17 protein-coding genes are annotated in these 19,828 nt (G+C 50.3%); 8 read left to right on the top strand and 9 right to left on the bottom strand.

What is annotated here, in order from left to right; translation table 11 throughout:
* Positions 1-8: 8 nt before the first annotated feature.
* The 8 genes from CG67_RS08300 to CG67_RS08265 form a co-directional block, all read right to left on the bottom strand.
* Positions 9-1,385 (bottom strand): MFS transporter, encoded by a 1,377-nt coding sequence (locus tag CG67_RS08300; protein WP_025902485.1) that lies wholly within the window; start codon positions 1,383-1,385, stop codon positions 9-11.
* A gap of 136 nt (positions 1,386-1,521) precedes the next feature.
* Positions 1,522-2,412, bottom strand: a complete 891-nt coding sequence (cyoE, locus tag CG67_RS08295) for a heme o synthase (RefSeq protein ID WP_025902484.1) — start codon at positions 2,410-2,412, stop codon at positions 1,522-1,524.
* Positions 2,413-2,424: 12 nt separating this feature from the next.
* Positions 2,425-2,754: a cytochrome o ubiquinol oxidase subunit IV gene (locus CG67_RS08290; RefSeq protein WP_025902483.1), complete on the bottom strand. Its 330-nt coding sequence runs from the start codon at positions 2,752-2,754 to the stop codon at positions 2,425-2,427.
* Positions 2,754-3,368 (bottom strand): cytochrome o ubiquinol oxidase subunit III, encoded by a 615-nt coding sequence (locus CG67_RS08285; RefSeq protein ID WP_025902482.1) that lies wholly within the window; start codon positions 3,366-3,368, stop codon positions 2,754-2,756. The genes CG67_RS08290 and CG67_RS08285 overlap by 1 nt, the downstream gene beginning before the upstream one ends.
* Positions 3,368-5,350 carry a cytochrome o ubiquinol oxidase subunit I gene (cyoB, locus tag CG67_RS08280; protein WP_025902481.1) on the bottom strand — a complete coding sequence of 661 codons (1,983 nt, stop codon included), beginning with the start codon at positions 5,348-5,350 and terminating at the stop codon, positions 3,368-3,370. Before cyoB ends, CG67_RS08285 begins: the two co-directional genes overlap by 1 nt.
* A 3-nt stretch (positions 5,351-5,353) precedes the next feature.
* On the bottom strand, positions 5,354-6,280 hold the full coding sequence (cyoA, locus tag CG67_RS08275; protein ID WP_025902480.1) for a cytochrome o ubiquinol oxidase subunit II: 927 nt from the start codon (positions 6,278-6,280) through the stop codon (positions 5,354-5,356).
* A 391-nt stretch (positions 6,281-6,671) separates the two neighbouring features.
* On the bottom strand, positions 6,672-8,138 hold the full coding sequence (gene ampG / locus CG67_RS08270; protein WP_025902479.1) for a muropeptide MFS transporter AmpG: 1,467 nt from the start codon (positions 8,136-8,138) through the stop codon (positions 6,672-6,674).
* Between the two features lie 44 nt (positions 8,139-8,182).
* A complete protein-coding gene (locus CG67_RS08265; protein WP_025902478.1) occupies positions 8,183-8,761 on the bottom strand; it encodes a lipoprotein in 579 nt (192 codons plus the stop codon).
* Between the two features lie 278 nt (positions 8,762-9,039).
* Here CG67_RS08265 and bolA point away from each other — a divergent pair, with 278 nt between their 5' ends.
* The 8 genes from bolA to CG67_RS08225 all read left to right on the top strand — a co-directional run bounded on the left by bolA (position 9,040) and on the right by CG67_RS08225 (position 18,925).
* Positions 9,040-9,354, top strand: a complete 315-nt coding sequence (bolA, locus tag CG67_RS08260; protein WP_025902477.1) for a transcriptional regulator BolA — start codon at positions 9,040-9,042, stop codon at positions 9,352-9,354.
* 295 nt (positions 9,355-9,649) lie between these two features.
* Entirely contained in the window at positions 9,650-10,954 is a 1,305-nt protein-coding gene (gene tig / locus CG67_RS08255; protein WP_025902476.1) for a trigger factor, read from the top strand.
* Between the two features lie 343 nt (positions 10,955-11,297).
* Entirely contained in the window at positions 11,298-11,921 is a 624-nt protein-coding gene (gene clpP, locus CG67_RS08250; RefSeq protein ID WP_025902475.1) for an ATP-dependent Clp endopeptidase proteolytic subunit ClpP, read from the top strand.
* 126 nt (positions 11,922-12,047) lie between these two features.
* Positions 12,048-13,319: an ATP-dependent protease ATP-binding subunit ClpX gene (clpX, locus tag CG67_RS08245; protein ID WP_025902474.1), complete on the top strand. Its 1,272-nt coding sequence runs from the start codon at positions 12,048-12,050 to the stop codon at positions 13,317-13,319.
* Positions 13,320-13,512: 193 nt separating this feature from the next.
* Positions 13,513-15,864: an endopeptidase La gene (gene lon, locus CG67_RS08240; RefSeq protein ID WP_025902473.1), complete on the top strand. Its 2,352-nt coding sequence runs from the start codon at positions 13,513-13,515 to the stop codon at positions 15,862-15,864.
* A 198-nt stretch (positions 15,865-16,062) separates the two neighbouring features.
* The gene (gene hupB, locus CG67_RS08235; RefSeq protein WP_025902472.1) at positions 16,063-16,335 is read left to right on the top strand and encodes a nucleoid-associated protein HU-beta; all 273 of its coding nucleotides are present in this window, start codon (positions 16,063-16,065) and stop codon (positions 16,333-16,335) included.
* A 243-nt stretch (positions 16,336-16,578) separates the two neighbouring features.
* Positions 16,579-18,447, top strand: a complete 1,869-nt coding sequence (gene ppiD, locus CG67_RS08230) for a peptidylprolyl isomerase (protein WP_025902471.1) — start codon at positions 16,579-16,581, stop codon at positions 18,445-18,447.
* Positions 18,448-18,589: 142 nt separating this feature from the next.
* Positions 18,590-18,925 carry a helix-hairpin-helix domain-containing protein gene (locus tag CG67_RS08225; RefSeq protein ID WP_025902470.1) on the top strand — a complete coding sequence of 112 codons (336 nt, stop codon included), beginning with the start codon at positions 18,590-18,592 and terminating at the stop codon, positions 18,923-18,925.
* 204 nt (positions 18,926-19,129) lie between these two features.
* Here the strand turns inward: CG67_RS08225 and queC are convergent, their stop codons facing one another.
* On the bottom strand, positions 19,130-19,825 hold the full coding sequence (gene queC, locus CG67_RS08220) for a 7-cyano-7-deazaguanine synthase QueC (protein WP_025902469.1): 696 nt from the start codon (positions 19,823-19,825) through the stop codon (positions 19,130-19,132).
* Between the last annotated feature and the right edge of the window lie 3 nt (positions 19,826-19,828).

The following is a 19,828-nucleotide window of genomic DNA, read 5'->3' as shown; positions in this document are numbered from 1 at the left end:
GGCTGATATTACGCCTGCTGAGGCTGATACTCTGCAATCAGCGTTTCCAGCGCTTCGCGGCTGGTGACTTTACTGTCAATTTTTACATAGATACTGTTTTCGTCCGGTACCATCATGACCGAGGAAACACCCTCGACGGCGGATAATTTCTGCTCAAGGCCGGGAGTATGGTGCAGCTGATCTGACACCAGTCGCAGGCTGCTGACATACGGTGGCTCTTTCATGGTCAGACTGACCAGCAGCCAGACCACGGCCAGCAGGGTTCCGGCCAGGAAAACGGTTTGCGCATCCATATGACCGAAGATCCAGCCGCCCAGGCTACCGCCAATAGCGACACCGATAAACTGGCTGGTGGAATAGACGCCCATCGCCGTTCCTTTATAGCCTGCCGGTGATTCTTTACTGATCAGTGAAGGCAGAATCGCTTCCATCAGATTAAAACCGATAAAGAACACCTGTACGCCGACCACCAGGGTCCAGAAGTGTGTGCCTGCTCCCCAAAGAATAATTTCTGCAATGACCAGCAGGGCGACACAACTGATAAATACCGCTTTCATCCTGCGTTTTACTTCGGCAATGATGACGAAAGGCATGACGACCACAAATGCAATCAGCATGGTGACAAAATAGACTTTCCAGTGCTGTGATGGCGGGAAACCTGCATTTTCGAACTGACCTGGCAGAGCCACAAAGCTCGACATGAGCAGGATATGTAAGCAAAGGATCCCGAAATTCAGCTTCAGTAACCGCGGGCTGGCCAGCACCTTTTTAAAGCTGCCTTTTACCATGCCGGACTCACGGTTCAGTACATGATCTTTGGCGGAAGGGACAATGGCCAGCGTAATAATAATGCCGAGGGTAGCCAGTATCGCAATCATCCAGAACAGGGCATGCAGACCCAGGATATGGGTAACCACCGGGCCTATCACCATGGCAATGGCAAAAGTGACCCCAAAGCTGATACCGATAAATGCCATCGCTTTGGTACGGTTCTGTTCACGGGTCAGGTCAGAAAGCAGCGCCATCACTGCCGCGGCAATGGCCCCGGAACCCTGTAAAGCGCGCCCGAGAATAATTCCCCAGATAGACTGCGTACAGGCGGCGATGACGCTACCCAGTACAAATAACAACAGCCCTCCGACGATTAAGGGTTTGCGGCCAATACGGTCAGACAGTAACCCGAACGGGATCTGGAATACGGCCTGAGCTAAACCATAGATGCCAATGGCTAAACCAATCAGCGCTTCGGAGGCCCCCTGCAGGGCCATACCATAGGTCGTTAATACGGGCAGCACCATAAACATACCCAGCATCCGTAGCGAAAAGACGGTGCCGAGTCCCCATGTTGCTCTCCGTTCCAGCGACGTCATTTTATTATCGTTCATCAAAACCTCTTTTTATTGACTGACGCTATAGTAAGGTGCACAACAAGCCCGGTAAAATAATACTTTACAAACAGAAGTAACAAAAAAAGAAAAGGCGCGTATGTCGCGCCTTTGTTGATCTGACAGGGGAGGGGAGTTACCAGACGTAAGTCAGCAGATCTTTTGATGTCGGGGTCATAAAATCGACGGACATCATCACGCTGAGAGCGGTAATGGCAACAATAGAGAAGACAAATAACTTCCTGGCCCAGAGGCGATCATCATTGGTACGCTTATAGCCGGAAAGGGCCATACCGAGCCACCAGAGACTCACCACCGCAGCAACCACCAGATACTTGTAGCCTGCATACCCGCCCAGAGAGAGCATCAGTGTTGCTATCATAAACGCCAGAATATAAATGGTAATATGATGTTTAGCGACCGGGATCCCTTTCACCACCGGTAATACCGGAATATTAGCGGCCTGGTAATCTTTAAACCGGTAAATGGCAATGGCATAGGAATGCGGCATTTGCCAGAGGCTAAAGATAGCCAGCAGGATAATGGCTCCGGCATCAAATTCATTCGATACGGCACAGTAACCGATAACAGGGGGGGCTGCCCCTGAAAGACTCCCGATTAACGTGCCGTACACCGAATGACGCTTCATATAGAGGCTGTAGATGCCGACGTAGACGATGAAGCCAATCACTGATAACCACATTGCCAGTGGATTGGCGCCAAAATACAACATCATAAAGCCAGCAATACCCAGAAGGGTCGCATACACCAGGCTGGTTTTCGCGGAAATGAGTCCTTTCACGAGAACCCTGTTCTTCGTTCTCTCCATTTTCCGGTCGATATCACGGTCGATCACGTTGTTAAAGACACAACCCGATGCCACCACTAATGATACGCCGACCATAGATGTGAGGAATAAGGTGTAATTAATACTGCCCTTGGAGGCCAGTAAAAACCCACCCACCACAGAAATTAGATTTCCGAAAATAATTCCTGGTTTTGTCACTTGCAGGTATTGCTTAATCATGACGTATAACTCTTAGTGGGGCATCATGTTGTAGTTAAGATTCCACATGATCCAGAGTGAGCCAACGACAACAATCAGAATAATGATTGCTGAGAAGACGATGGCCACCAGGTTCCAGCCCCCCTCTGACTTACGGTCCAGATGCAGGAAGCAGACAAGGTGAACGATCACCTGAACCACCGCACAGAGAACGACCACCACAAGCGTTGTGCTTTTTTCTGCACTGCCCTCCATTACCATCCAGAACGGGATCCCCGTCAGGATGACAGAAAGAATAAAGCCCGTAATGTAAGACTTCAGACTCCCGTGAGATGCACCATGCTCATTTACAGTATGACTCATTACATGGCCCCCATCAGATAGACAATGGTAAATACACAGATCCAAACCACATCCAGGAAGTGCCAGAACAGGCTCAGACACATGATACGGGTACGGTTAGCCGCATTCAGCCCACGGGTCGCGACCTGATACATCAGAACCAGCATCCAGATCAGGCCACAGGTCACGTGCAGACCATGCGTGCCGACCAGCGTGAAGAAAGCGGACAGGAAACCACTGCGTTGCGGCCCCCAGCCTTCGGCAATCAGATGGTGGAACTCATTGATCTCCATACCGATAAAGCCAAGGCCGAGCAGGAAAGTCAGCACCAGCCAGCCGACTACGGCATTTTTGCTGTTTCTGTTCATGGCGATGACAGAGAAGCCGTAGGTTATTGAGCTGAACAACAATAGTGCTGTTTCACCCAGAACATAAGGCAGTTCGAAGAAATTCTTACCTGAAGGCCCCCCGGCGGTGTTATGCACCATCACCGCATAGGTAGCAAACAGTGTTGCAAAGATAATGCAGTCACTCATCAGGTAGATCCAGAAGCCAAAGACTTTATTGGCTCCTGCATCGTGATGCCCATGCGCTGCATGGGCGTCGTGCTGTTTAGACAGAGTTGGAGAAGACATTATTTCACACCTGCTTTGCTGAGTTCTTCAAAGTGTTTGCGTTCAGTCCGTTCGACCTCTTCGGCAGAGACATAGTAATCCACATCTTCATCGAAGCTTTTAGCAATCCACAGCGCGATAATGGCAACAAAGGAAATTCCCGCCAGCCACCAAATCCACCAGATCATGGCAAAACCGAAAATGGTGGCAAACAGCGCGATAATGGCCGGAACGCCGCTATTTTTCGGCATATGAATCGCTTCATAATGCGCGGGCTGCTGGTACGCCTCACCGCGTTCCTTCATTTCCCAGAAAGCATCACGTTCATGAATTTCAGGGATCACGGCAAAGTTATAAACCGGAGGAGGGGAGGAGATAGACCACTCCAGTGTACGGGCACCCCACGGGTCACCGGTCAGATCACGGTTTTGGTCGCGGTCACGGACAGACACCCAGAACATAATGAGCTGACACAGAATACCCAGCGCGATAATCCCGGCACCACAGGCGGCCACCACCAGCAGCGGATGGAATTGCGGGTCGATGTTCTGACTCAGACGACGGGTCATTCCCATGAAGCCTAACGCATACAGCGGCATAAAGGCGACGAAGAAACCGATGATCCAGCACCAGAAAGAACGTTTACCCCAGGTTTCATTCAGCGTGAAGCCGAACGCTTTCGGGAACCAGTAAGTGACACCCGCCATACAACCGAAGACCACACCACCGATAATCACGTTGTGGAAGTGAGCAATCAGGAACAGGCTGTTATGCAGGACAAAGTCAGCACCCGGCACGGCCAGAAGCACCCCGGTCATTCCGCCCACAGAGAAGGTGATAATAAAACCTACGGTCCAGAGCATCGGCGCGGTCATCTGAACGCGACCCTGATACATGGTGAACAGCCAGTTGAAGATTTTTACCCCGGTCGGGATAGCGATAATCATGGTCATAATACCGAAGAAGGCGTTGACGTTCGCTCCGGCACCCATGGTAAAGAAGTGGTGGAGCCAGACAACAAACGACAGTACGGTAATTGCCACGGTTGCCCACACCATTGAGGTGTAGCCGAACATCCGCTTTTTGGAGAAGGTCGCTGTGACTTCAGAGAAGACCCCGAAGACCGGCAGCACCAGAATATACACTTCCGGATGTCCCCAGACCCAGATCAGGTTGACGTACATCATCATGTTGCCGCCCATTTCATTAGTAAAGAAATGGAAGCCCAGATAACGGTCAAGCGTCAGCAGTGCCAGAGTCACCGTCAGTACCGGGAACGCAGCAATAATCAGTACGTTGGTACAGAGCGATGCCCAGGTAAAGATCGGCATTTTGAACATCGTCATGCCAGGTGCACGCATCTTCAGAATAGTCACGAAGAAGTTGATCCCTGTCAGCGTCGTCCCGATACCGGATAATTGCAGACTCCAGATCCAGTAGTCGACCCCGACCCCGGGACTGTATTCGCTCCCGGAAAGCGGCGGATAGGCCAGCCAGCCAGTCTGTGCAAATTCCCCGACCCCGAGAGACAGGTTCACCAGAATCACACCGATTGCGGTAAACCAGAAGCTGAGGTTATTGAGGAACGGAAAGGCGACATCACGCGCACCAATTTGCAGAGGCACGGCAATGTTCATCAGTCCGACGACAAAAGGCATCGCCACGAAGAAGATCATAATCACACCGTGAGCGGTGAAGATCTGATCGTAGTGATGAGGGGGCAGGAAGCCTGCCTCACCTGCTGAAGCCAGTACCTGCTGGCTACGCATCATGATAGCATCGGCGAAACCACGCAACAGCATGACGAACGCCAGGATAATGTACATGATACCGAGCTTTTTATGGTCGATGGAGGTGATCCATTCCGACCACAGATACTGCCACTTACCGAAGTAAGTGATAGCCGCCAGGATAGCGATACCCACAATAATAATAGCTGAACAGGTCACCATAACGATAGGTACGTCAAATGGGATCGCCGCTAAACTTAATTTTCCTAACATGGTTTATTCCCCTGCTCCGGCGGTAGCCTGATGGCTCATATCCATGCCTTCGTGCTGAGACATGGTCATATTCCCGTCATGTGCCATGAACTTATCGACAACTTCGTTGAACAGTTGCGGATTAGCGGTAGAGAAGTACTCCACGGGATTATTCTCACTCGGTGCTGCCAGTTGGTTGAATTGATCCATGGTGGTCAGTGTATTTGACGACGCCTTCACTTTATCTACCCACTGCAGGAAGTCTGCGTTATCTTTGGTCGCAATGGCTTTGAACTTCATACCAGAGAAACCGCGACCGCTGAAGTTCGACGAAATACCATCAAAAATTCCCGGCTGATTGGCAATCAGGTGCAGTTTGGTCTGCATTCCCGCCATCGCATAGATCTGGCTGCCAAGAGTAGGAATAAAGAAGGAGTTCATGACGGAGTTCGAGGTAATTCTGAAACTGACCGGCGTATTGACCGGGAAGGCAATCTGGTTGACGGTTGCTATCCCTTGTTCCGGATAGATAAACAACCATTTCCAGTCGAGGGCAATGACGTCAATCTGTACAGGTTTTACATCTGAAGCAATAGGTTTTGCGGGCTCAAGTGCGTGGGTTGATTTCCATGTCAACACACCCAGGAAGAGAATGATAAGGATAGGCACTATCCACACCACAGCTTCTACTTTATTTGAGTGTGACCAGTTAGGTGAATATTTAGCGTTCGTATTCGACGCCCGATATTTCCAGGCAAACACGATAGCCATAAAGATCACAGGGATCACCACCACTAACATCAAGCCGAAGGCTGTCATAATCAGTGAACGTTGCTCCATTGCAATCTGACCTTTGGGATTTAATAAGGCACTATCACAACCACTGAGTAACACTGCGCCGGTGATAAGTGACAAAATCCCCAAACTTTTACTGTATTTCCTGAGTCTCATTTAACGACCTCAATGACAAAGGGCTTATTGTCGTTTAAGTGTGGTGGCATTTTACGGTAAGGTTTCTTTACTGTAAACTAAATTGAGGTTTTGTCATGAAGATGTATCCTTTCCTTTAGATAAATTTAACAAAAGTGGGCTTTGGTTAAAAAACTAAGATACGTCAGTCAGTTAGTCAGTACTCTATCCGGCAGGTCTGCACTCCCCGCGACTATTCCTTAATCGCTATAATGCTCCCCGTTCTTTACAAAAAATCAGCATTTAACCTTTTGTTAACAATTTTACCGATAATAACCGCAACCGGCTGGCTGTCATTGGGGCAGTTGTTAACAGAGGTGAAGCGGGTGAAGTAAAATAACGTTTCACCCTGCTTCAGGTGACGCAGTTAACGTCACTTTTTGATCTGCCGGAAATCGAGTGTCACGCCGAACAATACGGCGAGGCAGAGAATGGCCATTCCTGTTTCAAAAACAGGCGCATCCTGAAATCCGGCGGGTAACCAATGTAACGCTGACAGAATAAGTGTAGACAGCCAGGCCAAAAGTACCAGACAACCGGCGAGAAACACCCGGAAAGCCAGACGATAGGCGGCAGGAAAGGCGGTTCGCCGAGGAAAAGAGGTTTGCTGAGTCAGTCCGTTGAGGCTGTGACGGCTAATCAGCAACAACAACAACCCGGGAACACCGGCGAAGACGGTGAAGGCATAGAACAGCGGCCATCCCCAAAGTTCGACCAGCCAGCCAGCGGCCGGCCCCACATAGACCCGGCCCACCGCTGAGAGTGCAGACAGTAATGCGAACTGTGTGGCTGAAAATGATGCGTTACACAAGGCCATCAGCAGAGCGACGAATGCAGCAGTGCCCATCCCCCCGCACAGATTTTCGATAAAGACGGCGCTGGCCATACTCCACAGGTGTGCCGGAGTGATACTCAGTAACCAGTAAGCCAGATTGGACACCGTCTGAAAGATACCAAACCACATCAGTGCGCGGAACAGGGTTAGCCGTTGCATCAGAACCCCGCCATACAGGGCACCGATGATGGTTGCCAGTAACCCGAACGTTTTATTCACCAGCCCGACATCGCCGGCATTGAAGCCCAGGCCACGGATCAGGAAGGTGGTACTCAGCGCGCCCGCAAAAGCATCACCGAGTTTATACAGGATAATCAGAGTGATCATCAGCCAGGCATTATTACGGCCGAAGAAGTCAAGCAGGGGGGCGACCACGGCTTCACGAAGGGTCAGCGGACGGACGGCGGTTATTTCCGGCTCTTTTGCTATCAGGGTTCCGAGGATCCCGGGCAGCATCAGCAGAGCCATCAGCCAGTAGGTGGCATGCCAGCCAAGGAAACGATCCGCCAGCCAGAGGGCCAGCCCCCCGGATACCAGCATGGCGAGCCGGTAACCGAGTACGGTAATTGCCGCACCGCTCCCGCGTTGCTCTGCCGGCAGCACATCCGTTTTCCAGGCATCAAACACGATATCCTGTGAGGCCGAACAAAAGGCGACCAGCACGGCCAGCAATGCCAGTAAGGTCAGATGACCGGACGGCTGAACAAAGCCCATGGCAGCGATGGTTATCAATAGGGCACATTGCGCGATTAATAACCATCCCCGGCGACGGCTCAGTACCGGCGGAGAATAACGGTCCAGGAAGGGGGACCAGAGAAACTTAAAGACGTAGGCCTGTCCGACCAGAGAGAAAATACCGATAGTTTTCAGGTCGATATTTTCAACGGTCATCCAGGCCTGAAGTGTACCGGACGTTAATGCCAGCGGTAAGCCTGACGAAAACCCCAGTAATAGCAGAACAGTAAAGTTACGCTGGCTGAAAATTTTTAAATAGTCTGAACGCATGACACCCTGCTGCATGATGAAAATTCATGCAGCAATCATATCATTCAGCGGGCGTTTTGTTTAATGAAGTCATTGATGCTGGTGTCCTGAGCCATATCAGAAATGACATCGCTCATCGCAGTATTCACGGCATTGGTAATCTTCTCGTTAGTCGCATTGAAGGCTCCTTCAACACTATAAGTCTGACGATAGGTTTTGACCTGACGGTTACCATTCTTCGCCGTTGCGATAATAGAAATATCCGCATTGGTGGTAATGCTGTAACGCAGATTCCCCTGGGTGACGTTGGCATAGAGTTTGTTGACAATAATCTGCAGGTCAACGGCACCGTTAGGGCCAATCATATAACCGCGCGCGGTCATCTGTTTTTCCAGCACTTCCTGCAACAGGTAACGCAAATCACGTGACGGCGTCAGGGTAACCAGCTGGTTATCACGATTGACCTGGGCCAGCGCCTGGCTGGTACGTTGGTCAGCACCGTTTACGCTAATCGTGACACCCATCAGGCTGGGATCCTGCTGAGGCAATGTCATTTTAGGGGTGACATCAAGTGTGTTACTGCTGGTAGCGCAGCCAGCGAGGGCAAACGCCGCCAGCAGAGGGAAGATTACGCGTTTTAACATACAAATTTTCTCATCACATGATAAAAACAATATAGCCCGCAACAAAGTGTGCCGGCAGAACCTGAGGCAGCATACCCGGGAATGCTGTCAGAAGAATCTGTAAAAGCCTCTGGATTTCAGCGAATAACTCATCCATAGTCCGCGGATGTCACCGCACTATCATGCTTAATCGTCTATTAAATAGCACGTAATTTTTTGCAGACAGGTGCCGTGTTCCTGAAAAACAAACTAATATTGATAATGAAGGGCAGCGTGCTCGCAAGCCAGGAGTAACAGAGATGATTCGGGGATTAATAGAAGAAAAGTTACGCAACGAATTTCAGCCTGTCCATCTTGATGTTCAGGATGAGAGCTATCGTCACAACGTGCCTGCCGGTTCAGAAAGCCACTTTAAAGTGGTGATAGTCACTGACCGCTTTGCGGGGCAGCGTTTTCTGGCCCGGCATCGCGCAATCTACAGTGTGTTATCTGAAGAGCTTGCGGGCCCGGTTCATGCCCTTGCGCTCCATACCTATACGACGACTGAATGGCAGGGCTTGCAGGATACGGTTCCCGCATCTCCTGACTGCCGCGGAGCCGGGTTACAGGCATAACCCGTCACGCGATCCACTCCCGGTAACGGCCATCCGGCCGTTTTTTTTATGAAAAATAACCAGCATGGATCAAAAATCAGCGTCAGTGCTCTGATCCACTGCATGTGGCACCTCGACTCATTCAGCCGATGCCGCTATAATGCTGCGTCTATTTTTCCGGAATGTCTTCGGGACGCTTCTGGTAACAGGGAACGGAGTATTCTTCACGGAAGCCGTCCCGGTTGTTGGATAGTGCGTATTCATTAATGCGTGATGTCTGAAGTTGACCGAGCACGTGATTTTTTGAGGTAACAAGATGCAAGTTTCAGTTGAAACCACACAGGGCCTGGGCCGTCGCATTACCATCACAGTTGCTGCTGACAGCATTGAGACTGCGGTGAAGAAAGAACTGATTGATGTAGCTAAGAAAGTCCGCATCGATGGTTTCCGTAAAGGCAAAGTGCCTGCCAACATCATCGAACAACGTTACGGTGCTTCCGTGCGTCAGGACGTGCTGGGCGAACTGATGTCCCGCAACTTTATTGATGCGATCATCAAAGAAAAAATTAACCCGGCGGGCGCTCCTAAGTATGTCCCTGGTGAGTACAAAGCCGGTGAAGATTTCACCTACGCGGTAGAGTTTGAAGTTTACCCGGAAATCGAACTGCAAGGTCTGGACGCTATCGAGGTTGAAAAACCACAGGTAGAAGTGAAAGACGAAGATGTCGATACCATGCTGGATACTCTGCGTAAACAGCAGGCTGACTGGAAAGAAACCAGCGAAGCCGCCACTGCTGAAGACCGTGTCACTATCGACTTCACAGGGTCTGTTGACGGTGAAGAGTTTGAAGGCGGAAAATCATCTGACTTCGTACTGGCAATGGGACAGGGTCGCATGATCCCTGGTTTCGAAGATGGCCTGGTGGGTCACAAAGCCGGTGAAGAATTCACCATCGACGTTCAGTTCCCGGAAGATTACCACGCCGAGAACCTGAAAGGTAAAGAAGCGAAGTTTGCGATTGTTCTGAAAAAAGTAGAACAGCGTGAACTGCCTGAATTCACCGAAGAGTTCGTGAAACGTTTCGGTGTGGCTGACGGATCGGTTGCCGGTCTGCGTACCGAAGTTCGTAAGAACATGGAACGTGAACTGAAAAATGCTGTACGTAACAACATCAAAACCCAGACTATCGATGGCCTGATCAAAGCCAATGATATCGATGTTCCGGCTGCGCTGATCGACAGCGAAATTGATGTTCTGCGTCGTCAGGCGGCACAGCGTTTTGGTGGTAACGAAGCTCAGGCGCTGGAATTACCACGTGAACTGTTCGAAGAGCAGGCTAAACGTCGCGTTGTTGTCGGTTTACTGCTGGGTGAAGTTATCCGCACCAGCGAACTGAAAGCTGACGAAGACCGCGTTAAAGGTCTGATCGAAGAAATGGCTTCTGCGTATGAAGATCCACAGGAAGTGATCGAATTCTACGGCAAAAACAAAGAGCTGATGGAAAACATGCGTAATGTCGCTCTGGAAGAGCAAGCGGTAGATGTTCTGCTTGAAAAAGCAAAAGTTACCGAAAAAGCGGCCAGCTTCCAGGACCTGATGAACCAGGCTCAGACAGCATAAGCGATGTCTGAAGTGTACTGAAATGAAGCCCGTGAACCTGATGGTCACGGGCTTTTTTACTTATACCGCGACCTTCCGGCGGGCAGGCATACTTTTTCTTTATATTTCCACAATTTACTGGCAGATTATCCGGCAAACTCATGCATAATCTTCGCGAATCCTCAAAAGATTGTTATGCTTGAATTACTGGCAGTTATCCCCACATATGAGGGAGTGTGAAAAGAAACTGGCTGATTAACCGTCCTGACGTTGTCGGAGGGAGGCAGGTTTCGTGGGAATCGTAGCTTTCCTAACGTAAAATCGGTACAGAGTGTTACCAACGAACTTTATTCAGGAGACGGTTATGTCATACAGTGGCGAACGTGAAATGACAGCATCACAGATGGCTCTGGTGCCAATGGTGGTTGAGCAGACCTCGCGCGGTGAGCGTTCATACGACATTTTTTCCCGCTTACTTAAAGAGCGAGTGATTTTCCTGACTGGTCAGGTTGAAGACCACATGGCTAACCTGATTGTGGCTCAGATGCTTTTTCTGGAAGCTGAAAACCCTGAGAAAGATATCTACCTGTACATTAACTCACCAGGTGGCGTAATTACCGCCGGGATGTCAATTTATGACACCATGCAGTTTATCAAGCCTGATGTGAGCACCATTTGTATGGGGCAGGCGTGTTCAATGGGGGCATTCCTGTTGACGGCGGGCGCAGAAGGTAAACGTTTCTGCCTGCCGAATTCACGTGTCATGATCCACCAGCCGTTGGGTGGATTCCAGGGACAGGCATCGGACATCGAAATCCATGCCCGTGAAATCCTGAAGGTGAAACAGCGCATGAATGAATTGATGGCCAAACATACCGGCAAACCGCTGGAACAGATCATTGAGGATACCGAGCGTGACCGTTTCCTCTCAGCATCAGAAGCGGTAGAGTATGGTCTGGTCGACTCAATTCTGACGCAACGTAAATAAAACTTTTTGCTACACTGCACTCAATGTCAGACGTGCAGTCTGAAGTAGCAGAGAGTGTATTGCCGGGTATCGCCCGCCAGACCCCGGGTCACAGGCGGGCAGCCGAAACTATAAAGAGGTTAACTGATGACAGAGAAGCGCAAAGACGGTTCAGGTAAGTTGCTGTACTGCTCTTTTTGCGGCAAGAGCCAGCATGAAGTGCGTAAACTGATTGCCGGACCGTCAGTGTATATCTGTGATGAATGCGTCGATTTATGCAACGACATTATCCGAGAGGAAATTAAAGAAGTTGCACCGCATCGTGAACGTAGCGCCCTGCCTACGCCACGTGAAATACGTGTTCATCTGGATGATTACGTGATTGGCCAGGAAAAAGCCAAGAAAGTTCTGTCAGTAGCGGTGTACAACCACTACAAGCGTCTGCGCAATGGGGATACCAGCAACGGCGTTGAACTGGGTAAAAGTAACATTTTGCTGATTGGCCCGACCGGTAGCGGTAAAACCTTACTGGCTGAAACCCTGGCGCGTTTACTGGATGTACCTTTCACGATGGCAGATGCCACCACCCTGACCGAAGCAGGTTATGTGGGTGAGGATGTGGAAAACATCATCCAGAAACTGCTGCAAAAATGTGATTATGATGTGCAGAAAGCACAGCGCGGTATCGTCTATATTGACGAAATTGACAAAATTTCCCGTAAATCGGATAACCCGTCAATCACCCGCGATGTTTCCGGTGAGGGCGTTCAGCAAGCCTTACTGAAACTGATTGAAGGTACGGTGGCTGCCGTTCCGCCTCAGGGTGGACGTAAACATCCGCAACAGGAATTTTTACAGGTCGATACCTCTAAAATTCTGTTTATCTGCGGTGGTGCTTTTGCCGGACTGGATAAAGTCATTGCTCAGCGTGTCGAAACCGGCTCAGGAATTGGTTTTGGTGCCACGGTGAAAGATAAGTCTCAGAAAGCGACTGAAGGTGAATTACTGTCTCAGGTTGAACCTGAAGACTTAATTAAATTTGGTCTGATCCCTGAGTTTATCGGTCGTCTGCCGGTGGTGGCTACGCTGAACGAACTGAGTGAAGAAGCGCTGATCCAGATCCTGCGTGAGCCTAAAAATGCCCTGACCAAGCAGTATCAGGCATTATTCGGCCTCGAAGGTGCAGAGCTTGAGTTCCGCGATGAAGCACTGACGGCGATTGCCAAAAAAGCGATGGCCCGTAAAACCGGTGCCCGTGGTCTGCGTTCAATCGTGGAAGCCGCTTTACTGGATACCATGTACGATTTACCGTCTATGGAAGGGATTGAAAAAGTCGTCATTGATGATTCTGTCATTGAAGGCAAATCCGAACCTATGCTGATCTACAGCACGCAGGAAGTACAGGCTTCCGGCGAATAATTCAGCAATTTCTGCACTCCGGTAACCAATGAAAGGGGAAAATTGCTTCCCCTTTCATTTTTCTCGCATTTATGACATTGAATGTCGTGTCAACATCCCCATATACTCAATTATCTTTGGGCCTTAAGCACCCTGGTCAGACAAATAGGGTGGCAGCCTGTTACCTGGCGGAAATTAACTAAGAGAGAGCTCTATGACTTCTGAGCGTTCCGAACGCATTGAAATCCCCGTATTGCCATTACGCGATGTGGTGGTTTATCCGCACATGGTTATTCCGTTGTTTGTTGGGCGCGAGAAATCGATACGCTGTCTGGAAGCAGCGATGGACAACGATAAAAAGATCCTGCTGGTGGCTCAGAAAGAAGCATCAACAGATGAACCCGCCGTCGGTGATCTTTTTTCAGTCGGTACTGTTGCTTCTGTCCTGCAAATGCTGAAACTTCCTGATGGTACGGTCAAAGTACTGGTTGAAGGGTTACAGCGTGCACATATCGAAACCCTCGCCGATGACGGTGACCATTTTGTAGCCCGTGCAGACTTTCTGGCGTCTGCAGAGATTGAAGAACGTGAACAGGAAGTTCTGGTCCGTACCGCAGTCAATCAGTTTGAAGGCTACATAAAACTGAACAAAAAAATCCCTCCGGAAGTGCTGACATCGCTTAATAATATCGATGATGCGGCGCGTCTGGCGGATACGATTGCTGCGCATATGCCGCTGAAGCTGGCGGATAAACAGTCTGTGCTTGAGATGACTGACATCACTGAGCGCCTCGAATACCTGATGGCGATGATGGAGTCTGAAATTGACCTGCTGCAGGTTGAAAAACGCATCCGTAACCGCGTCAAGAAGCAGATGGAAAAAAGCCAGCGCGAGTACTATCTGAATGAGCAAATGAAAGCGATTCAGAAAGAACTCGGCGAGATGGACGACGCACCCGACGAATTTGAAGCGCTGCAACGTAAAATTGATGCTGCCAGAATGCCGAAAGAGGCAAAAGAAAAAACGGAAGCTGAGCTGCAGAAACTGAAAATGATGTCACCGATGTCTGCAGAAGCGACAGTGGTGCGTGGTTATATTGACTGGATGGTTCAGGTTCCCTGGACGGGCCGAAGCAAGGTCAAAAAAGATCTGCGTAAGGCACAGGAGACATTGGATACCGACCATTACGGTCTGGAGCGTGTTAAGGATCGTATCCTTGAATATTTAGCGGTTCAGAGCCGTGTGAATAAAATCAAAGGGCCTATCCTTTGCCTGGTGGGGCCTCCGGGTGTTGGTAAAACCTCTCTGGGTCAGTCCATCGCTAAAGCGACCGGCCGTAAATATGTGCGTATGGCACTGGGCGGCGTTCGTGATGAGGCAGAAATCCGTGGGCACCGCAGGACGTACATTGGCTCAATGCCAGGCAAACTCATCCAGAAAATGGCGAAAGTCGGGGTGAAAAACCCGCTGTTCCTGCTGGATGAAATTGACAAAATGTCGTCTGATATGCGCGGCGACCCGGCCTCAGCATTGCTGGAAGTGCTGGACCCGGAACAGAATATCGCATTTAACGATCACTACCTGGAAGTGGATTATGACCTGTCCGACGTGATGTTTGTCGCGACCTCAAACTCCATGAACATTCCGGCACCGCTGCTGGACCGTATGGAAGTGATCCGTCTGTCCGGTTATACCGAAGACGAAAAGCTGAACATTGCTAAACGTCACCTGTTACCGAAACAGATTGAGCGTAATGCGCTGAAGCCGAAAGAGATTACGGTTGAAGACAGTGCGCTGATGGGGATTATCCGTTATTACACCCGGGAAGCCGGCGTGCGTAGCCTGGAACGTGAATTGTCCAAGCTGTGTCGTAAAGCAGTGAAGGCGTTGTTACTGGATAAAAACCAGAAACATATCACCATCAATAGCGACAACCTGAAGGAGTTCCTGGGCGTACAGCGTTTTGACTACGGACGAGCCGACGAGGAAAACCGTATCGGTCAGGTCACCGGTCTGGCATGGACTGAAGTCGGCGGGGATCTGCTGACCATCGAAACCGCCAGTGTACCGGGTAAAGGTAAGCTGACGTATACCGGCTCTCTGGGCGAGGTGATGCAGGAATCTATCCAGGCGGCACTGACCGTTGTCCGTGCCCGTGCCGATTCTCTGGGGATCAGCAGTGATTTCTATGAGAAACGGGATATCCACGTCCACGTTCCGGAAGGGGCAACACCGAAAGACGGCCCGAGTGCAGGTATCGCTATGTGTACCGCGCTGGTCTCCAGCCTGACAGGCAACCCTGTTCGTGCCGATGTGGCGATGACCGGGGAAATAACGCTCCGTGGCCAGGTGTTACCTATCGGTGGCCTGAAAGAAAAACTGCTGGCGGCACACCGCGGCGGGATTAAAACTGTATTGATCCCTGACGAAAACAAGCGTGACCTGGAAGAGATTCCGGATAATGTGATTGCTGACCTGAAAATTCACCCGGTTAAACGTATCGAAGAAGTCCTGCGTCTGGCGCTGGAACGTGCGCCGGAAGGGTTTGAGGTTGTCAGTAAATAGTTCGTCCGCGGGGCTCCGCTGAACGGTAAATATCGTCGTTACCCGGCGATATTTACCGGATTTCAGTCAGCGAATGCCGGAAATGAAGATTAAGATTGAATACCGTTGTATCGGGCTAAGATGCTTGCTATAACAAGGCGGTTCTTTACCCGGGCAAAAGCCTTGTGGTGAAGTGAAAAATTAAAAGGGGATGATAGAGTGAATAAATCACAACTGATCGACAAAATTGCTGCAAATGCGGATATCTCCAAGGCTGCGGCCGGACGTGTATTGGATGCCTTTATGGGCGCAGTGACTGATTCACTGAAAGAGGGTGATGAAGTCGCTCTGGTCGGTTTCGGGACTTTCTCAGTACGCGAAAGGGCTGAGCGCACCGGACGTAACCCTCAGACCGGTAAAGAAATTACTATCCCGGCCGGTAAAGTTCCGGGCTTCCGTGCAGGTAAAGCGCTGAAAGACTCTGTTAATTAATAAATTTTAGCAACATGAAAGGAATTTCTTTCATGCATTGAGGACTGTGCAGACGTTCTCATGTAACATACAGGCACATCATGGTGATGTGCCTTTTTTTTACCGGATACCGGTAAAAATCAGATCCGACGGCTGCATCACCAAAAACGATGAAAAACTACTGACATCGCAGTCAGCTGGTTTTTGAGTTGAACGGCGACGGTAAAGCGTCATATTTACACTACAGCGGAGTGTTGCCATACCATGATGGACAATTTACGCACGGCCTCTAGCCACATCGTGCTGAAGATTATACTGGGACTGATCATTGTTTCATTCGTGCTGACCGGCGTGGGTAACTATTTGATTGGTGGTAATAGCGATTACGCTGCAAAAGTTAATGGCACGACGATTAGCAGGGCAGAGCTTGAGAATGCGTTTAACAACGAACGCAACCGGGAACAGCAACAGCTGGGAGCGCAGTTCTCTCAACTGGCCGCTAACCCGCAATTTATGCAGCAGATGCGTCAGCAGGCCATGTCTGATCTGATTGACCAGACTCTGATGCAACAATATGTGAAGTCATTGAACCTTGATGTCAGTGATGCGCAAATCAAAGACGCTATTTTCGCCCAAAAAGCCTTCCAGACTAACGGCCAGTTTGATAATGCCCGTTTTAATAGCCTGATTAACAATATGGGTTACACGGCCGACCAGTATGCTGCGGCGCTGCGTAAAAGCCTGGTGACCAGTCAGATTGTCAATGCATTGACTAACACTGATTTTATGCTGAAGAACGAGACTCAGCAGTTAGTCAGTCTGGTGGCCCAGACCCGGGATATTCGTGAAGCAGCGTTCAATACAGATGCTCTTGCGGCGAAACAGACCGCATCTGATGACGAAATCAGCAGCTATTATCAGCAGCATAAAGACAGCTTTATGACTCCGGAACAATTCCGCGTCAGCTATATTGAACTGGATGCTTCGGCGCTGCAAAAAACGCCGACTCAGCAACAGGTTCAGGCATGGTATGACAGCCATAAGAGCGATTATACTCAGGAACAGCAGACCCGCTTCAGTGTTATCCAGGTAAAAACTGAGGCTGATGCTCAGGCTATTCTGGCACAACTGAAGCAGGGGGCGGATTTTGCTACCCTCGCAAAAGAAAAGTCTATTGATGCCATTTCTGCACGTAAAGGCGGAGATATGGGCTGGCTGGAGCAGGACACGCTGCCGGATGAGCTGAAAAATGCCGGACTGACGCAGAAAGGTCAGTTGTCGGGCGTGATCAAAAGTTCTGTCGGTTACCTGATTGCCCGTCTGGATGACATCCATCCTGAGCAGGTTCAGCCACTGTCCGCGGTTTATAACGCAGTGGCGCAGCAAGCCGCTCAGGATGCTGCGGTTAGCGAGTTCTATAAATTACAGCAGAAAGTGAGTGATGCCGCGAGCAATAACAATACCTCACTTGCCGGTGCAGAAAGTGCTGCCGGGGTGAAATCTGTTGAAACTGACTGGTTCAGCCGTGACTCTGTGCCTGCGGCGCTGAACTTTGATCCGGTTAAGCAGGTAGTGTTTGGCGGTACGTTGCTCGGGAGTAATGATGCTGCGGGCAGCAATTCTGACATTATCACTGTCGACGGCGACAGAGCCTTTGTGGTCCGCATTTCAGACCACAAACCTGAAGCAGTGAAACCGCTGGATCAGGTAAAAGCGCAGATTGCTGATCGTATTAAACATGATAAAGCGATGCAGCTGGCCCGCACTCAGGCAGCGTCTGTTATTGATGAACTGAAAGCCGGTAAAACAACCGCCTTTGACGCTGCGGGACTGAAGTTTGGTGCTTCTGAGACGCTGAGCCGTAACAGCCAGAATGCTGTGACAGCGGCGGCCTTTGAACTGCCACAGCCGGAAGCCGGTAAACCAGCTTATGGCGTCAGTGAAGACATACTGGGTAATGTTGTTATTCTGTCACTGGATAAGGTTACCCCGGGGACCTTACCGGCAGCCCAGGTGACTCAGCTGGTTAATGGCGTAACCCAGAATAACGCGCAACTGGTCTTTGCCGCGCTTTTACAGAACCTGCGTCATGATGCGAAAATCAAGTTCGGAGCTGCGGCACAATCCGAGTAACTGATCGCATAAAATAATGTCACTCTGTAATCCGAAAGGCTGCTTCTTGCAGCCTTTCGTTTTTTCAGGCCGAGCTCTTTGTCACGAGACAAGCCGCTCTGTCATTGTATGGCTGAACTTTCACCGATGGAGAGCCATTACTATGTTACAGGGACAATTACGCTTCTGGATTTTTTCACTCTGTTTAGCCATTGCAGCCTGCAGTTTTCAGAGCCTGGCCGCTCATACCGCAACAGTCAGTGGTCGTCCGGTCCCCCCGGCGGCGGAAGAACAGAGCGGTACCGGAAAAGTCAGCATTAATCAGGCCACGGCAGAAATGCTGGCAGAGGCGATGAACGGGGTTGGATTAAAGAAAGCCCGGTCGATTGTGGAATATCGTGAGCAGTACGGGCCTTTTACCTCGGTGGAGCAGTTGGCAGAAGTTCCGGGAATGGGCACCAGCCTGGTCGAACGTAATCTCAGCCGGCTGACACTCTGACACCGGTCCGCTTTGGGGGGTTACCGTTCAGCGAAGGGACAAAGCATATTACACCGTTGACGACCGACCGCGGGAAGCCGCAGAGGGGATGCAGGCGGGGAGAATGAAAAGGATAAAAACAGCGAGGGAATCACATTAACCCGGGAGCTGTGCGTCTGAAAGCACAGGGTAACGCTTGATACGTTTCCCTGTGCTTCAGAGCGATTATGCCAGACCGGTTTTTTGCTTCATCGCATCCATCACGGCATGCGCGTTTTGCTGGTAATCCTCCAGGCCCCGGGCCCTGAGATGGCAGGCCGCACATTCGCCACAGCCATCGCCCTGAATACCGTTATAACAGGTCAGTGTTGCAGTGCGTACCAGAGGCAGTTGTTTCCAGTAATCGGCCAGTGCCCAGGTCTCTGCTTTATTCAGCCACATCAGGGGCGTTTCGAAACGAACATTACGGGCCATACCCAGTTCGACGGCATGGTTCAGTGCCTTGACGAAATCGTTTCTGCAGTCTGGATAGCCGGAAAAATCAGTTTCACATACACCGGTAATGACGGCCTCTGCATCCACCTGATAGGCATAAATGGAAGCGAGGGTCAGAAACAGAATATTCCGGCCCGGGACGAAGGTACTCGGCAGTCCATTACTGTCCGGGCTATAAGCAGGTACCGGAATATTGTCTCTGGTCAGGCTGCTAATCGCCAGTTCGTTGAGTAACGTTACATCCAGTACCTTATGGGCGCAGGCACCGAGTTGCTGGCTGAGCTGGCGGGCAACGTCAATTTCCTGACGATGACGTTGACCGTAATCAAAAGTGACGCAATGTACTTCATCATACTGATTCAGGGCCTGAATCAGGCAGGTAGTGGAATCCTGCCCGCCACTAAAAACTACAACAGCGCTTTTCATTAT

The sequence above is a fragment of the Tatumella sp. UCD-D_suzukii genome, from assembly GCF_000611875.2.
Taxonomy (GTDB): domain Bacteria; phylum Pseudomonadota; class Gammaproteobacteria; order Enterobacterales; family Enterobacteriaceae; genus Tatumella; species Tatumella ptyseos.
Note: the sequence above shows the minus strand (reverse complement) of the source record. Positions and strands in the feature narration are given on the sequence as shown.

Bases quoted from the DNA above. Each gene is read 5' to 3' on its own strand.
- lon (WP_025902473.1), top strand. From the start codon at position 13,513: ATGACTTCTGAGCGTTCCGAACGCATTGAAATCCCCGTATTGCCATTA.
- clpX (WP_025902474.1), top strand. From the start codon at position 12,048: ATGACAGAGAAGCGCAAAGACGGTTCAGGTAAGTTGCTGTACTGCTCT.
- CG67_RS08225 (WP_025902470.1), top strand. From the start codon at position 18,590: ATGTTACAGGGACAATTACGCTTCTGGATTTTTTCACTCTGTTTAGCC.
- ampG (WP_025902479.1), bottom strand. From the start codon at position 8,138: ATGCGTTCAGACTATTTAAAAATTTTCAGCCAGCGTAACTTTACTGTT.
- CG67_RS08300 (WP_025902485.1), bottom strand. From the start codon at position 1,385: ATGAACGATAATAAAATGACGTCGCTGGAACGGAGAGCAACATGGGGA.
- queC (WP_025902469.1), bottom strand. From the start codon at position 19,825: ATGAAAAGCGCTGTTGTAGTTTTTAGTGGCGGGCAGGATTCCACTACC.
- CG67_RS08285 (WP_025902482.1), bottom strand. From the start codon at position 3,368: ATGTCTTCTCCAACTCTGTCTAAACAGCACGACGCCCATGCAGCGCAT.
- ppiD (WP_025902471.1), top strand. From the start codon at position 16,579: ATGATGGACAATTTACGCACGGCCTCTAGCCACATCGTGCTGAAGATT.
- tig (WP_025902476.1), top strand. From the start codon at position 9,650: ATGCAAGTTTCAGTTGAAACCACACAGGGCCTGGGCCGTCGCATTACC.
- CG67_RS08290 (WP_025902483.1), bottom strand. From the start codon at position 2,754: ATGAGTCATACTGTAAATGAGCATGGTGCATCTCACGGGAGTCTGAAG.
- CG67_RS08265 (WP_025902478.1), bottom strand. From the start codon at position 8,761: ATGTTAAAACGCGTAATCTTCCCTCTGCTGGCGGCGTTTGCCCTCGCT.
- clpP (WP_025902475.1), top strand. From the start codon at position 11,298: ATGTCATACAGTGGCGAACGTGAAATGACAGCATCACAGATGGCTCTG.
- cyoA (WP_025902480.1), bottom strand. From the start codon at position 6,280: ATGAGACTCAGGAAATACAGTAAAAGTTTGGGGATTTTGTCACTTATC.
- cyoB (WP_025902481.1), bottom strand. From the start codon at position 5,350: ATGTTAGGAAAATTAAGTTTAGCGGCGATCCCATTTGACGTACCTATC.
- bolA (WP_025902477.1), top strand. From the start codon at position 9,040: ATGATTCGGGGATTAATAGAAGAAAAGTTACGCAACGAATTTCAGCCT.
- cyoE (WP_025902484.1), bottom strand. From the start codon at position 2,412: ATGATTAAGCAATACCTGCAAGTGACAAAACCAGGAATTATTTTCGGA.